At 69.0% G+C, this 14,525-nt stretch carries 15 protein-coding genes; 12 read left to right on the top strand and 3 right to left on the bottom strand.

What is annotated here, in order from left to right; genetic code table 11:
• Positions 1-45 precede the first annotated feature (45 nt).
• The 3 genes from ACSYGO_RS06205 to ACSYGO_RS06195 all read left to right on the top strand — a co-directional run bounded on the left by ACSYGO_RS06205 (position 46) and on the right by ACSYGO_RS06195 (position 2,138).
• Complete coding sequence (locus ACSYGO_RS06205) at positions 46-888, top strand: SDR family NAD(P)-dependent oxidoreductase (RefSeq protein WP_460386035.1); 843 nt, start codon at positions 46-48, stop codon at positions 886-888.
• A 32-nt stretch (positions 889-920) separates the two neighbouring features.
• Positions 921-1,334 (top strand): (R)-mandelonitrile lyase, encoded by a 414-nt coding sequence (locus ACSYGO_RS06200; RefSeq protein WP_460386034.1) that lies wholly within the window; start codon positions 921-923, stop codon positions 1,332-1,334.
• 111 nt (positions 1,335-1,445) lie between these two features.
• Complete coding sequence (locus tag ACSYGO_RS06195) at positions 1,446-2,138, top strand: NADPH-dependent F420 reductase (RefSeq protein WP_460386033.1); 693 nt, start codon at positions 1,446-1,448, stop codon at positions 2,136-2,138.
• A gap of 97 nt (positions 2,139-2,235) precedes the next feature.
• Here ACSYGO_RS06195 and ACSYGO_RS06190 read toward each other — a convergent pair whose 3' ends face one another.
• A complete protein-coding gene (locus tag ACSYGO_RS06190; protein ID WP_435222883.1) occupies positions 2,236-3,324 on the bottom strand; it encodes an aldo/keto reductase in 1,089 nt (362 codons plus the stop codon).
• A 147-nt stretch (positions 3,325-3,471) separates the two neighbouring features.
• Between ACSYGO_RS06190 and ACSYGO_RS06185 the strand changes: the two genes are divergently transcribed.
• The gene (locus ACSYGO_RS06185) at positions 3,472-4,098 is read left to right on the top strand and encodes a TetR/AcrR family transcriptional regulator (protein ID WP_460386032.1); all 627 of its coding nucleotides are present in this window, start codon (positions 3,472-3,474) and stop codon (positions 4,096-4,098) included.
• A 302-nt stretch (positions 4,099-4,400) separates the two neighbouring features.
• On the opposite strand, the gene ACSYGO_RS06180 is transcribed toward ACSYGO_RS06185, so the two are convergent.
• Positions 4,401-5,342: an alpha/beta hydrolase gene (locus ACSYGO_RS06180; RefSeq protein WP_435222887.1), complete on the bottom strand. Its 942-nt coding sequence runs from the start codon at positions 5,340-5,342 to the stop codon at positions 4,401-4,403.
• A 141-nt stretch (positions 5,343-5,483) separates the two neighbouring features.
• Here ACSYGO_RS06180 and ACSYGO_RS06175 point away from each other — a divergent pair, with 141 nt between their 5' ends.
• From ACSYGO_RS06175 to ACSYGO_RS06150, 6 genes are all read left to right on the top strand, one after another.
• A complete protein-coding gene (locus tag ACSYGO_RS06175; protein WP_460386031.1) occupies positions 5,484-6,398 on the top strand; it encodes a helix-turn-helix domain-containing protein in 915 nt (304 codons plus the stop codon).
• Positions 6,399-6,467: 69 nt separating this feature from the next.
• Positions 6,468-7,238, top strand: coding sequence for an SDR family oxidoreductase (locus ACSYGO_RS06170; protein WP_460386029.1), 771 nt, complete (start codon positions 6,468-6,470; stop codon positions 7,236-7,238).
• Positions 7,239-7,432: 194 nt separating this feature from the next.
• Positions 7,433-8,896 carry an aldehyde dehydrogenase gene (locus tag ACSYGO_RS06165; protein ID WP_460386028.1) on the top strand — a complete coding sequence of 488 codons (1,464 nt, stop codon included), beginning with the start codon at positions 7,433-7,435 and terminating at the stop codon, positions 8,894-8,896.
• A 97-nt stretch (positions 8,897-8,993) separates the two neighbouring features.
• Positions 8,994-9,527, top strand: a complete 534-nt coding sequence (locus ACSYGO_RS06160; protein ID WP_345650985.1) for a cupin domain-containing protein — start codon at positions 8,994-8,996, stop codon at positions 9,525-9,527.
• Between the two features lie 58 nt (positions 9,528-9,585).
• Positions 9,586-10,656, top strand: coding sequence for a zinc-dependent alcohol dehydrogenase family protein (locus ACSYGO_RS06155; RefSeq protein ID WP_426682719.1), 1,071 nt, complete (start codon positions 9,586-9,588; stop codon positions 10,654-10,656).
• Positions 10,657-10,799: 143 nt separating this feature from the next.
• Positions 10,800-11,546, top strand: a complete 747-nt coding sequence (locus tag ACSYGO_RS06150) for a nitroreductase (RefSeq protein WP_460386027.1) — start codon at positions 10,800-10,802, stop codon at positions 11,544-11,546.
• Between the two features lie 72 nt (positions 11,547-11,618).
• On the opposite strand, the gene ACSYGO_RS06145 is transcribed toward ACSYGO_RS06150, so the two are convergent.
• Complete coding sequence (locus ACSYGO_RS06145; protein WP_460386026.1) at positions 11,619-12,500, bottom strand: helix-turn-helix domain-containing protein; 882 nt, start codon at positions 12,498-12,500, stop codon at positions 11,619-11,621.
• A gap of 670 nt (positions 12,501-13,170) precedes the next feature.
• On the opposite strand from ACSYGO_RS06145, the gene ACSYGO_RS06140 reads away from it, so the two are divergent.
• Both ACSYGO_RS06140 and ACSYGO_RS06135 read left to right on the top strand, forming a co-directional pair.
• On the top strand, positions 13,171-13,443 hold the full coding sequence (locus tag ACSYGO_RS06140; protein WP_460386025.1) for an NAD(P)H-binding protein: 273 nt from the start codon (positions 13,171-13,173) through the stop codon (positions 13,441-13,443).
• Positions 13,444-13,468: 25 nt separating this feature from the next.
• Positions 13,469-14,398 carry an alpha/beta hydrolase gene (locus ACSYGO_RS06135; protein ID WP_460386024.1) on the top strand — a complete coding sequence of 310 codons (930 nt, stop codon included), beginning with the start codon at positions 13,469-13,471 and terminating at the stop codon, positions 14,396-14,398.
• The last annotated feature ends 127 nt before the right edge of the window (positions 14,399-14,525 follow it).

The raw sequence follows: 14,525 nt of genomic DNA, 5'->3' as shown, positions 1-14,525 counted from the left end.
CCCGGCCGCCTGAACCACTTCGCGTCTTCTGGAGCGACATCCCCCATGAGCAAGGTTTTCATCATCACCGGTGCCGGTCGCGGTATGGGCGCGGACTTCGCCCGCCGGGCACTCGAGGCCGGCCACCAGGTGGTGGCCACCGGCCGCCGCCCCGAGAAGGTCCTCGAAGCCCTCGGCGGTGAGCAGGACAACCTCCTGGCGGTCGCCTTGGACGTCACCGACCCGGGCGACGCCGAGAAGGCGGTCGAGGCAACCGTCGACCGCTTCGGCCGCATCGACGTCCTGATCAACAATGCCGCGAACACCTACGGCGGGTTCTTCGAGACGATCTCCGACGCGCAGATGCGGGCTCAGCTGGAGACGAACCTGTTCGGCCCGATGAACGTCACGCGAGCGGTTCTGCCGGTCATGCGGCGCCGGCGCTCCGGACACGTCGTCTCGATCTCCTCCCTGGCCGGTGTGGTCGGCCTGCCCGGCACCACCGCATACGCCACCTCGAAGTTCGGACTGGAGGGCTGGATGGAGGCCCTGCGCTTCGACTTGGAGCCGTTCGGTATCCGTACCACGGTCGTCGAGCCGGGCTACTTCCGCACCGAGCTGTTGACGGACGCCTCCTCCAACGTCGCGGAACTGTCCATCGACGACTACGCGGAGCGTTCGGCGGCCATGCAGGAGGGCCGTGCGCGTATGAACGGCCGGCAGCCCGGTGACCCCGTCAAGCTCGCGGACGCCCTGCTGAAGGTCGTGGATCTGGAGGAGCCGCCGCTGCGGTTCGTCGCCGGCTCGGATGCCATCGAGGCCGTCGCGGTCAAGGCCAGGGAACTGCTGGCGCAGGCCGAGGCCTCGCGTGAGCTGGGTATGGACCTGGCTCACACCGACGCCGCCTGACCGGACACGACACACTTTCCAGCGAGGACACCATGGAATTCGTTCAGCGGCAGGCCACGAGCAAAGCGCCGGCGGACTGGTTCACCGGCGACGTGTGGTGGGACGTCATCCACGCCGGCCAGGAGCCGTCCCGGATGCGGGCCAACCTGGTCCGCTTCGCCCCGGGTGCGCGCACGAACTGGCACTCCCATGGGGTGGGCCAGACCCTGCACGTCGTATCCGGCGTCGCACTGATCGGCACCCGTGACGGCACGGTCTTCGAGGCCCACCCGGGCGAGACCGTCACCTGCCCGCCCGGCGAGGAGCACTGGCACGGCGCCACCCCCGACCGCTTCATGGAGCACATCGCCATGTGGGAGGGCAAGGGCGACGGCAGCCCGGAGACCGAGTGGAACGAGCCGGTCAGCGACGACCGGTACAACGGCCCCCGCACCACCAGCCACTGACGCGCAGGCCTCGTCCACAACGCCATTGACGGTGCGACGGCGTCGAGAAGGCGACCTCCTTCTCGACGCCGTCGGCGTACCCGCGTCACCATCCCAGATCGGAGTCACCCCATGCGTCATGCCGTTCTCGGTACCGGCAATGCCGGCCGGACCATCGCTGCCAGGCTCGTGTCCCTCGGGCACGAGGTCGTCGTCGGCACTCGAGACCCGCAGGACACCCTGGCCCGCACCGAGCCGGACAGGATAGGGAACCCGCCGTTCGCCGAGTGGCGGACCGCCCACCCGCAAGTGGGTCTTGCGGCCTTCGCCGAGGCCGCGGCCTTCGGTGAGGCCGTCGTCAACGCCACCGCCGGCACCACCAGTCTGGTGGCCCTCGAGGCCGCGGGCGCCGAGAACCTGGCCGGGAAGGTGCTCGTCGACATCTCCGACCCGATCGACATCAGCCAGGGACCCGTGCTCAACCCGGGCAACACCGACAGCCTCGGCGAGCAGATCCAGCGAGCGTTCCCTGATCTCAAGGTCGTCAAGGCCCTCAACACCATGAACTGCAAGGTCATGGTCGACCCGTCGCGTGTTCCGGGTCCGCACGACGTGTTCATCTGCGGCGACGACGCCGACGCCAAGAAGAGCGTGACCGAACTGCTCCACTCCTTCGGCTGGCCGCAGGACAGCGTCATCGACCTGGGCGACATCATCTCCGCCCGTTACACCGAGATGCTGGCGCCGATCTGGCTGCGGATACTGCAGAAGCTCGGACACACCGATTTCAACTTCCACATCCAGGTCGCCGGCAACGAGGCCTGAGGGATACACAGAAGAACGGTGTCGGTGCCGCCCTAGGGCGGCACCGACACCGTTCTTCTGTTCACCGCGCCGGCGCCGCTCCGTGCGGCACCCGGGCTCAGTAGCGCTGGGCGTCGGTCTCCGGGGCGAAGTAGATCGGCTCCGTCGCCTGGCCGTTCACGGTGGCGCCGGCGTGTGCGAGGTTCGCCGCCGACTGACCGTTGATGTGGGCGGGGAAGTTGAGCGTGGGCGTGGAGAGGCCGTCGAGCGCGGCGATGTGCTCGGGCGCCAGCTGCAGATCGAGGGCCTTCAGGTTGTCCTCGAGCTGCGAGAGCCGGCGTGCGCCGATGATCGTCGAGGTGACGCCGGGGCGTCCCTGCACCCAGGCCAGCGCCACCGCGGCGGGCGTGGTGTTCAACTCGGCCGCGATCTTGCGCAGTTCGTCCACGATGTCGAAGGTCTTGTCGGCCAGGTAGCCGGACACCATCCAGCCGCGGTCGGCGTCGGTCTTGCCGACGTCCTGCCGGGTGTACTTGCCGGACAGGGCACCGCCGGCCAGCGGGCTCCACGGGGTGACGCCCATGCCGAGCTGCTGTGCCATCGGCATGAGTTCGCCCTCGACGGTGCGCTCGAGGAGCGAGTAGTTGAGCTGCAGGGCGACGAGCGGGGCCCAGCCGCGGAACTGGGCGATGGTGTGCGCCTGGGCGGTCGCCCAGGCCGGGGTGTCGGAGAAGCCGATGTAGCGGACCTTGCCGGAGGTGACGAGGTCGTCGAGGGCCCGCATGGTCTCCTCGACCGGCGTGAACGCGTCGAAGTTGTGCAGCCAGTACAGGTCGATGTAGTCGGTGTTCATGCGGCGCAGGGACTGCTCGGCCTGGGCGATGATCGCCTTGCGGCTCGCGCCGCCGCCGTTCGGGTCGTTGCGGTACAGGTTGCAGAAGAACTTGGTGGCGAGCACCAGGCGGTCACGCAGCCCGCTCCGGCCGGCGACGTAGTCACCGATGATCTTCTCGGAGTGGCCGTACGTGTACACGTTGGCGGTGTCGACGAAGTTGCCGCCCTCCTCGATGTAGCGGGCGAGGATGGCCTCCGCGTCGGCGACGCTCGTCCCCCATCCCCAGTCCTCGCCGAAGGTCATGGTGCCGAGGGAGAAGGGGCTGACCCGCAGGCCCGAGTTCCCGAGAGTGGTGTACGAGTCCAAGGACATGGATGGATGTTCCCGTCAGTACGAGGTGTCAGGAGAAGGTGCGGCAACATCGCCGTCGATGGCGGAACCGAGTCCGGGCACCCAATGTAAGTAGGCTCTCGCATCAATGTAAGAGGGCGCTAGCATGGAGTCAAACCAGGGAGGCGAATGGTGACGAGGGACTCGGCCGCGGGCGCTCGGCCCTACCATCACGGCGGTCTGCGTGCGGCACTGGTGCAGGAGGCGATGAGCCTGCTGGCGGCGGACGGCCTCGCCGGGTTCTCGGTCGCCAAGCTCGCGCGCCGCCTGGGAGTCAGCTCGGCATCTCCGTACCGCCACTTCCCGGACCGGGAGAGCCTGCTCGCCGCGGTCGCCGCCCGCATCGCCCAGGAGCTCGCCGAGCGGGTCCAGGACGTGGCCGACAGGGCCGGAGGCGACCCGGTCGAACGCCTGGCCGCGGCCGTCGGCGCCTACACCCGCTACGTCATCGACCACCGCGTCGGCCTGGACATCGTCTTCCTCGACGGCCTCCAGGACCCCAAGTACGCGGACCTGCACGAACACACCCGCAAACTCACCGACCTGCAGATCGAACTGGTCACCGCAGCCTCCGCCGGCAGCACCTACGAGGACGTCTTCGACCTGTACGACCAGGTCGTCGCCCTCGCCCACGGCTACGCCGCCCTCTACAACCTCGGCGCATACGCACAACACCAGCGCACCGCTGAGGACATCGAACGCAAAGCCGCCGGAGCCGCACGGCGCCTGATCACCGGCAACCGGCAGTCCGCGTAGAGGCCCCGTCGAGACGCCCAGCGGCGTGGGAGGCCGCTCAGCCACCACGCCGCTGGAGATTTTGTCCGGCCTGTGGCCGGGTGTTCCGGTCAGGCCTTGGAGAGATGCTCGCCGAAGAAATCGGTCAGCCGATCCACGGCCCGGCTGACGTACTCGTCGTCGTAGAGGTCGACGCGGGTCGTGCCATCGATCGTGGGTGCCCGACGACGGTGGCCGGAGGGGGAGACCCGCCGTTCCGGGGAGCGGCGGGGTCGCCGGGGGCGTCGGCCAGGGGAGGGGAGCCCGGACCGACGCCGGGAAGCTCAGCTCGCGTCGGCGGGCTTGACGGTGAGGTGCTCGCGGAAGAAGGGGGTGGCCTCCTCGATGGCGCGGTCGACGTACTTCGGGACGTCGTAGAAGTCCATGTGGGCGCCGCCTTCGACGACCACGAGCTTCTTGGGGCTGCGGGCGCGGCCGTGCAGCTCGGTGGACATCCACAGCGAGCCGGCCTCGCTGCCGGCCACGATCAGGATGGGCTGGGTGAGCAGGTCCTCGACCATGTGGAAGGCGTCGAAGGTGAAGATCCGCGAGACGCTCTTGGTGAAGAGGAACTTGTTCTTGGCGTTGGGGTGCTGGGCGCGCGGGGTGAGGTAGTAGTCGTGCGCCTCCACCAGGTCACGGGGGGTGGTCTCGTCCGGCTCGGCCGGCACGTAGGGGAGGTAGGCGACCTCGGCGCCCTGCGCTTCGGCGGTGCGCTGCTGGGCGAGGGCCTGGAGCGTGGGCACGGCGGCCGCGTCGGAGTCGGTGCCGTACCAGTTCCGGCGGAAGGACGTGCCGATGTTCAGGCCGCTGGCCGTGGTGACGGCCTTGATGCGGTAGTCCGTCATCGCGGCGTTCACGGCGTAGCCGCCACCGGCGCAGATGCCCAGCGCGCCGATGCGCTCCGCGTCCACGTAGGGGAGGGACTGGAGATAGTCCACCGCGGCGCGTACGTCGTCGACGCGGGCGTAGGGGTCCTCCAGGTGGTGCGGCTCGCCGCCGCTGTCGCCCTGGAAGGAGGCGTCGAAGGCGAGCGCGACGAAGCCCTGCGCGGCCAGCTTGCTCGCGTACAGGCCGGACGCCTGCTCCTTCACGCCACCGCCGGGGTGGACGGTGACGACCGCGGCGTAGCTGCCCTCGGGGTCGAAGCCGGCGGGGAGGTAGAGGTTGCCGGCCATGTCGATCGGGCCGTTGGGGAACGTGATGGCTTCCACTGACTGCTCCATGTGCTGTCCTGATGCGCTCGACCGGTTGGTTCGGGCGACGACATTCAGACTGCGGGCTTTCGCGCGCCGGTGGGAGACGCTGCTTATCGGGGGTACTGGCAGCCTCTCCATAGCGCTCCAGGAGGCACCTAGCCTCGGAGCATGGACACCGTGGAGACCGCCAAGGACATCAAAGACTTCCTGACTACCCGGCGCGCGAAGATCACCCCCGACCAGGTGGGACTTCCCTCGTCGGGACGCCGCCGGGTGCCCGGCCTGCGCCGTGAGGAGGTCGCGTTCCTGGCCGGAGTGAGTGCCGAGTACTACATCCAGATCGAGCGCGGCCAGGTCGCCGGCGTCTCCGACGAAGTCCTCCACGCCATCACCACGGCCCTGCGACTCGACGAGGTCGAGACGACCCACCTGTTCGACCTTGCCCGCGCCGCCACCGCCAAGGCGGGCAGAAGGCAGGGGCGGGCACGTAGCCCGCGCCGGCAGGTACCGCTGAGCGTCCAGGCACTCATCCACACGATGGTCACCGCGCCGACCATCGTGCAGAACGCCCACCTCGACATAGTGGCGGCCAATCCACTGGGCCGGGCCCTGTACGGCCCGGTCTTCGAGCACCAGGCCGAGCCGCCGAACCTCGCCCACTTCATCTTCCTGAACCCCCGTGCCGACGAGGTCTTCCCCGCCTGGCAGAAGGCGGCCGACGACGCCGTGGCACTGCTGCGTGTCGAAGCCACGCGGTCGCCCTACTCCAAGGCCGTCACCGGCCTCGTCGGAGAACTGGCAACCCGCAGCGCCGAGTTCCGGACCCGGTGGGCGGCCCATGACGTGCGGGCCCACCAGAGCGGCAGCAAGGACTTCCACCACCATGCGGTGGGCGATATGACCCTGCGCTTCGAGGCCCTCGACGTCGCCAGCGCCCCCGGCCTCACGGTCATCGGCTACACCGCCGAACCCGGCTCACCCTCACACGAAGCGCTCATGCTGCTCTCCAGCTGGGCCGCGACGGAACAGGGCGCACCGACGCCGGACGGTGCCGAGAGCGCGGACCCGTACGCCCCGAAGTAGCCCCACCGCCTCCTGGCCGCAGGCGCACGGCAGCCCCGCCGCCCGGAGGCTCGCAGAGGAGATCAGCTCATGGACACCACTCCCACCCGCGTTCTCGTCGTCGGAGCCACCGGACGCACCGGACGCCACGTCATGGCCGCGGCCGCAGGTCGTGGTCTCACCCCCGTCGCGCTCGCCCGCGACGAGAAGCACGCCCGCGACGTCCTGCCCGGCGCGGAGATTGTCGTCGGCGACCTCGAAGACACCGCGAGCCTGGCCGGCGCGGTCCGGGACGTCGACGGCATCATCTTCGTCCACGGCTCCGACAACGACAGCCGGGCCGACTCCGTGCGACGCGTCGACTATGGCGGCGTCGTCAACGTCATGCGGGCCCTGGGCGACCGTAAGCCCCGGATCGTGCTCCAGACCTCGATCTTCGTCACCCGCCGCGACCACTATTTCAACGTGGGCGGCCACGCCCTGGACTGGAAGCGCCGCTCGGAGCGGGTCGTCCGGCTCAGCGGCGCCCCGTACACCATCGTGCGTCCGGGCTGGCTGGACGGCGGCGAGACCGGCCACCACGTCACCATCGCGCAGGGCGACACCGGGGAAGGCGGCATCAGCCGCGAGGTCCTCGCCACCCTCCTGGTGGAGGCGTTGCTGACGAAGGACGCGCTCGGCAAGACCTTCGAGGCGTACTCCGGACCCGGCAGGGTCACCCGCGACTGGGCCGCCCTGTTCGGACGGGCAGTCGAGGATGCCGGCGGGGCACTGGACGCCGTCGAGGACACGGCCAACATGCCGCTGGAGGACGAGCCTTCCCGGGTCCGGTCCGACCTGGCCGAGTTCCGCGCCCACTGAACTGGGCGGTCAGCGGTGCGGATTGCCCATGGGTGCCGACTTTCAAGGTCGGCGCCCGGCTGTGTCGGCGGTGGGGAAATCCCAGCCCACAGAGGGGTTGACGCATTTAATATATTGTATAAAGTAGCGCCATCTTACGAACTGCGCGGCTGCGAGGAGACACCCGGGTCGCCGTTCGGCGGGAGGACGAAGCTGTGGTCTGGCAAGGAAATTACGCGCGGTTCTTCATCGGGGGCGAGTGGGTCGAGCCGCGGTCGACCGAGACGATCGAGGTGATCAACCCCTTCACCGGGAAGCCGATCGCCAACGTGCCGGCGGGCTCCGCCGAGGACATGGACCGCGCCGTGGCCGCCGCGCGGCAGGCGTTCGACCAAGGCGAATGGTCACGGACCACGCTGCAGGAGCGCATGCGGGTCCTGCGTCGGCTCAGCGTGTTGATGGGGGAGCGGACGGACGACATCGCCTCGCTCGTGACGGACGAGATGGGCTGTCCGATCACGCTGTCGCGGTCCATGCAGGCCGCCAGCCCCAAGGTGCTGCTGGACAGCTTCCTGGAACTCGCTCCGCAGTACCCGTTCACCGACGTCCGGCAGTCGGCGACGGGGCGGGCGCTCGTGCTGAGGGAGCCGGTCGGAGTCGTCGCCGCGGTGGTTCCGTGGAACGCGCCCCTGCTCATCACGATGCTCAAGCTGGCTCCTGCGCTGCTCAGCGGTTGCACGATGGTGCTCAAGCCCGCCCCGGACACCCCGCTCGACGCCTATCTGCTCGGCGAGCTCCTGGCGGAGGCGGGGCTTCCGGCCGGCGTCGTGAACATCGTCCCCGCTGACCGGGAGGCGAGCGAGTACCTCGTCACCCACCCCGGCGTCGACAAGGTCACCTTCACCGGTTCCACCGCGGCCGGCCGCCGGGTCGCCTCGCTGTGCGGGAACGACCTGAAGCGGGTGACGCTGGAACTGGGAGGGAAGTCCGCCGCCATCCTCCTGGACGACGCCGACTTCGCGGCCGCCGCCGAGTCGCTGCGCGTGGGGTCGTTCCGTAACAGCGGACAGGTGTGCAGCCTCAAGACCCGCATCGTGGTTCCCCGGTCGCGGGAGGCCGAGTTCCTCGACGCCTTCGAGGCCGTCGTCTCCTCGATGCCGGTGGGTGACCCCAAGGACCCGAGCACGCAGATCGGCCCGCTCGTCAGCGCTCGCCAGCGGGAGCGCGTGGAGGGCTACATCGAGGCCGGCCGTGCGCAGGGCGCTCGGGTCGTGCTGGGTGACGGGCGCCCCGCGAACCTCTCGGAGGGCTTCTTCGTGCAGCCCACGGTGTTCGCCGGTGTCGACCCGTCGATGACCATCGCCCAGGAGGAGATCTTCGGTCCGGTCGTGTCGGTGCTGACCTACGACGACGAGGACCAGGCCGTGGCGATCGCCAACAACTCGTCCTACGGCCTGAACGGCTCCGTGTTCACGGCAGACCCCGAACGTGGCGTCAAGCTCGCGCGCCGCATCCGCACCGGCACCATCGAGGTCAATGGCAGCCCGGTCGGATTCCACGCCCCCATCGGGGGGTTCAAGTCGAGCGGTATCGGCCGTGAGGCCGGGCTGGAGGGGTTCGACGCGTACGTCGAGCTGAAGTCCATCGGCCTGCCGCAAGGGCTCGATGTCTCGGCGTGAAGTCGCCGGACAGCAGAAAAGCACCAAACCGCAAGGCAGCAGCAGAGCACCGAACCACATAACAACAGCAGAGCACCGAACCACAAGGGAGTGGGAAGTGAGCGGAGAGCACCTGAAGGCTCAGGCGCGACGTGTGGTGTCCGGCCTCGACGCCGAAGGCAAGTCGGCGATCATAGCCGACGAGCTGACCCCGACGCGGATGGCGGCGCCGGGCTTCACGGTCATGGATGTGTGGCAGTTCGACAGCCTCCCCTCGCGCGTCGACGGGCCCAACACGCTCGGTGCGGACGCGGTCATCGCACCGCCGCCGGAGGGCCTCGTGGTCCGGCTGGCGAGCTTCCCGCCGGACAGCGAGTTCGACGCGGCCGACTACGCCGCGTCGCTCGACGCCTTCGGCGGGGGCGACACCCACGACGGTGACACCAGTGAGGCGGGCGGGGTCTGGCACCTCACCGACACGGTGGACGTCGTCACGGTCATCTCGGGCGAGCTGCACGCCGTCACCGAGACGGGGGAGACCCTCCTCAAGCAGGGCGACACGTTCGTCACGCGGGGTGTCAAGCACATCTGGAGCAACCGGACCACCGAGCCGGTCGTGATCGTGGCGACGATGACGGCGGCCAAGCGGTGACGCGTCGGACGGCTGCTCGGCCCGCAACACAGCCTGACGGCGAGACTGGAGTCATCTGATGCGCGGCGTGGTGTTCAAGGGGAATCGAGAGCTCGAGGTCAGGGACTTCCCGGACCCGACTCCCGGCCCTGGTGAAGTAGTGATCGAGATCAAGGCCTCGGGTCTGTGCGGCAGCGACCTCAAGTTCTACCGCGACCCGCCCGAGGCCGCCCTGAAGGCCCTCGGGTTCAAGGACTTCGCCTCCCGGGGCATGGCGGAGGTCCCCGCGATCATCGCAGGGCATGAGCCCTGTGGCGTGGTGGCCGAGCTCGGCCCGAACGTCGATCCCCGGAGCTTCAAGGTCGGGGACCGGGTCATGGTCTTCCATTACAAGGGATGCGGATACTGCGACCTGTGTCGCACCGGATGGAGCCAGATGTGTCCCCAGGGGGCCACCATCTACGGCGCCACCGCCCACGGCGGCCACGCGAACTTCATGGTCGCGCCCGCCGAGACCCTCGTCCGCCTGCCCGAGGAGATCAGCTTCTCGGCCGGCGCCGCCATCGCCTGCGGTACCGGTACGGCGTTCGGTGCGCTGAGGCGTGCGGACGTGACCGGTCGGGACACCGTTTCGGTGTTCGGGCTCGGGCCGATCGGCCAGTCGGCCATCCAGTTCGCCTCGGCCATGGGCGCCGAGGTGATCGCGGTCGACATCGCCGCCGACCGGCTCGCCCGGGCACGTGAACTCGGGGCTCACCACGTCGTCGACTCGAGTGACACCGACGCGACAGCCGCTATCAGGGAGATCACCGGCGGCAGGGGGGCGACCGTCTCCATCGAATGTTCCGGTGCTCCCGCGGCACGGGTCGCGGCGACGCGATCTCTCGGTCCTTGGGGTCGTGTGGCGCTGGTCGGGCTCGGTGGCGACATCACTTTGGATGTGTCCCCCGACATCATCATCAAGCAGATCTCGCTCATCGGTTCCTACACCTTCTCCAACGTGGGGCTGGGCGACTGCGCCAGGTTCGTGGCCAAGAACGGCATCGACGTGGACAAGCTGTTCACCGATCGCTGGAGCATCGAGGACGCCGACGCCGCGTACAAGGAGTTCGACAAGCAGGTGCGGGGCAAGGCCGTCATCGAGTTCTGACGGCCACGCTCTCCGAACCAGGATGGCCGGCTGATGCCGGCCGTCCTGGCTCTCCCGCCGGGGAGCTCGGTGAACGAAACACGACTCCCCACGACTGATCGGCACAGAAAGGCCGCCGCACTGCGGCAACCGAAGGGAACCTTGTGAGCACGTCAGAAGCCCTCGAAGAGCAGGTACGTTCCGTGGCCGACCGCCCGAGGGGTGGGTCCGCGGAGGCGGCTGCACCCGTCGGGTTCAAGAGGCTGCTCGGTGATCGCTGGAGCTGCCGTGCGTTTTTGCCGGACGAGGTTTCCGACGACGTGATCGCGGAGATGTTCGGGATCGCGCAGCGGACGGCGTCCTGGTGCAACACCCAGCCGTGGCAGGTGTATCTGACGAAGGGCGAGGCGACCGGACGGTTCGCGGCGAGTCTGACCGACCACGCGAAGACCCATCAGCCGACGCCCGACCTGGAGACGCCGGCGGAGTACCGCGGTGTCTACAAGGAGCGTCGGCGCGGGGCGGGTTACGCGCTGTACGCCAGTCTGGGGATCGCGCGGGAGGACTGGGACGCCCGTGAGGCGCAGCGGCTGAGGAACTTCGAGTTCTTCGGTGCGCCGCATGTCGCCGTGATCACCACCGATCAGGATCAGGGTGTGTACGGGGCGGTCGACTGCGGCGGTTACGTCGCGAACCTCATCAACGCCGCCACGTCGCTGGGCGTCGCGACGATTCCGCAGGCGGCGATCGCGATGCACTCGGACCACGTGCGTGAGTTCTTCCGGATTCCGCAGGACCGGCTGATCGTGTGTGCGGTCTCCTTCGGCTACGCCGACACCGAGCATCCGGTCAACCGGTTCCGCACCACTCGGGCGGACGTCGAGGACACGGTCATCGTCGTCGACCACTGACCGTTCACCGCTGACCGCTGACCGCTGACCGCTGACCGCTGATCACGACTCCCGACGACCCGGCGGAGCCCTTTACGAAAGACGTGCCGGAGGGCGGGGGCATTCATCCGAACCCTGCGCGGCCGCGTTGGCCGCCAGGCGGCGAAGTCCCTGTTCCGAGGGACTGCCAGGCTGCGCGGTCCAGACCACGATGTGCTGGCCGGGGGCCGTGGAACTGGTCAGAGTGTCCCAGTCCAGGACGAGGGTGCCGGCCACCGGGTGGTGGAACACCTTGTTCCCCGTGCCCTGCACAGCGACCTCGCGCGCCTGCCACCAGCGCTGGAAGTCGGCGTGCGGGTCCATTCGCGCAAGGAGGTCGCGCAGGCCAGGGTCGTCCGGGTGGCGTGCGGTGTGCATGCGCAGGTAGGCCACGCAGGCGCGGGCGCCGGCGTGCCAGTCGTCGTACAGCGCGCGCAGCGCGGGGTCGTTGAAGAGCAGCCAGACGTAGTTGCGGTCCTCGGCCGGGACCTGCCCGAAGTCGATGAGCAGGGTTGCGGCGAGCCGGTTCCAGGCAAGGACGTCCATCGTGTCGGACAGCACGAGGGCGGGAGATTCCGTCAGCTGGTCGAGCAGCCTGCGGGTGTGCGGTGCGATGGCTCTGCGTGACGGGGCAGGCGGTTCGTCCGGCGGGCGGCCGGCGAGGTCGAAGAGGTAGGCGCGCTGGTCGTCGTTGAGGCGCAGGGCCCGGGCGAGCGCCTGCAGGACGGGAACGGACGCCTGCATGCGCCCCTGCTCGACCCGCGTGTAGTAGTCGGTGCTGATGGACGCCAGCTTCGCGACCTCCTCGCGGCGCAGGCCCGCCACCTTGCGCGGGGTCACGGTGTCAGGCAGGTCCACCTGGAAGGGATCAAGCTCGGCCCGGCGCGCCTTGAGGAAGGTGCCCAGTTCTTTCCGGTCGCCGGCGCCGGTATTCATGGTTTCAGTGTGGCAGCGGCCCGCGTGGATCGCGCTGTCCTCCGTCTTGATGCAACTCGGGTGGGAGGGAGATTTTTGTCCCTGGACGAGTCCCTCCCGGGATGGGGGTCTCCCCTGGTGGATGCGTGTAGTGCGTGCCAGAGTGCTGGATGTGACCCGGAGTGCATCCCGGAGAGCAGGCAGGGCGAGGATCTTCGGTTTCTCGAAGTCACGACTTCCAGTATTCGTGCAGGGAATCGAGCACGCCATCATGAAAACGCAGGTCACTTTCCCGAGCAGGGGTCTTTACCTGGCCGCGATCCTGTCGACGCCCGAATCAAGGCCGTCGCCACGGTCTCCGCCGTCGACCTCGGCGGCATGTTCCGCGATGGAGTGGACGGCAAGCAAAGCCCCGACGTGCTCCACGGCATGCTCGACGCCAGCGCGGCGGCACGCACCGATGAGGCCCGCGACGGGGAGGTACCCGCCCGCTGCTGATGATCGCCGGAACGGCGAGAACCTCTCCGCATAAGCCCCACCCTGTGAGGTTCCCCCGGGCATCCGGCCACCGGATATCGAATCCGGGACGGAATTCCGTCAGTCGTGATGTTGTTGCCGTCGACACATGAATACCCCTGTCGTGGTCGAGAGGGGATATCCAGTGAATTCAGCGGCGAAAGCCGAGAGTGTCATGACCACCATCAACCGCGTGCTCGTCGTCGGTGTCACCGGCCGCACCGGGCGGCACGTCGTCGCGCAGGCGGCCGCGTACGGCCTGACGCCCGTCGCACTCGCCCGCTCCGAAGCGCACGCACTCGAAGCGCTGCCTCCGGGCACCGAGATCGTGACCGGCGACCCGGACGCGCCCGGCGCCCTCGACGCGGTCGAGGACACAGCCAACCTGCCCGTCGACGCCGAACCCGCCCGCGTCCGGGACGACCTCGCACACCTGCGCATCCCCTGACCCCTCCGAACATGAGGAGCACACGATGGAACCCGTGACCTTCCCCAACGGCCCGGTCGCCATGGCGGGCAACCTCTACCTCCCCGCCGGCTTCGACCCCCAGGGCAGCTACGCAGCGATCGTCGTCGTCCACCCGGGTGGCGGCGTGAAGGAGCAGGCCGCGGGCCTGTACGCGAGCAAGATGGCCGAACAGGGCTATGTCACGCTCGCCTTCGACGCCTCCCACCAGGGCGACAGCGGCGGCGAACCGCACTTCCTGGAGGACCCGGCCACCCGGGTCGAGGACGTGCGCGCGGCCGTCGACTACGTGCAGACGCTGGACTACGTCGACGCGGACCTGATCGGCGCCCTGGGTATCTGTGCCGGCGGCGGCTATGCCGTCAACGCCACGATGACCGACCACCGGATCAAAGCGGTCACCACGGTCAGCGCCGTCAACATCGGCGCCAGCGCCCGACAGGGCTGGTACGGCAGCGAACTCGACTCGGCGGCCGTACCCACGCTCGACGCGGCCGCCCGGCAGCGGACCGCCGAAGCCAGGGGCGCAGAAGTCGCCTACGCTCCGTACGTCCCGCCCGAGCCCGACGAGAACACCCCGCGTGACCTGGTCGAGGCGGGCGACTACTACCTCACCCCGCGCGCCCAGCACCCCAACGCGCAGAACAAGATGCTCTTCGCCAAGAGCATCTCGAAGATGGTCGCGTTCGACGCCTTCCACCTCGTCGAGGACCTGCTCACCCAGCCGATTCTCATGGTGGCCGGCGGCGACGCCGGATCCCTGTGGCACACCACCAGGCTGCACGGCAGCGTGACCAGCCCGAAGAAGCTCGTGGTCGTCGAGGGCGGCACCCACATGGACTTCTACGACGTCCCGAAGTACGTCGACCGCGCCATCGAGGAGGCCACCCCGTTCTTCAAGGAGCACCTCACCGTCAAGCCCGCTGACCAGGGCTGACGAACCGCTATCGGCACGACGTCACGGCGGCCGGGCAGATATGAGACCGGCCGCTGTTGCCTGTCCGCCTTTACCGAGCACTCGGTCACGGGGTAGCAGGGCGGGGCGGCCAGAGGCGCGGGCGCGG

It is taken from the genome of Streptomyces krungchingensis (assembly GCF_054729265.1).
This window is presented reverse-complemented; position numbering and strand designations above follow the sequence as displayed.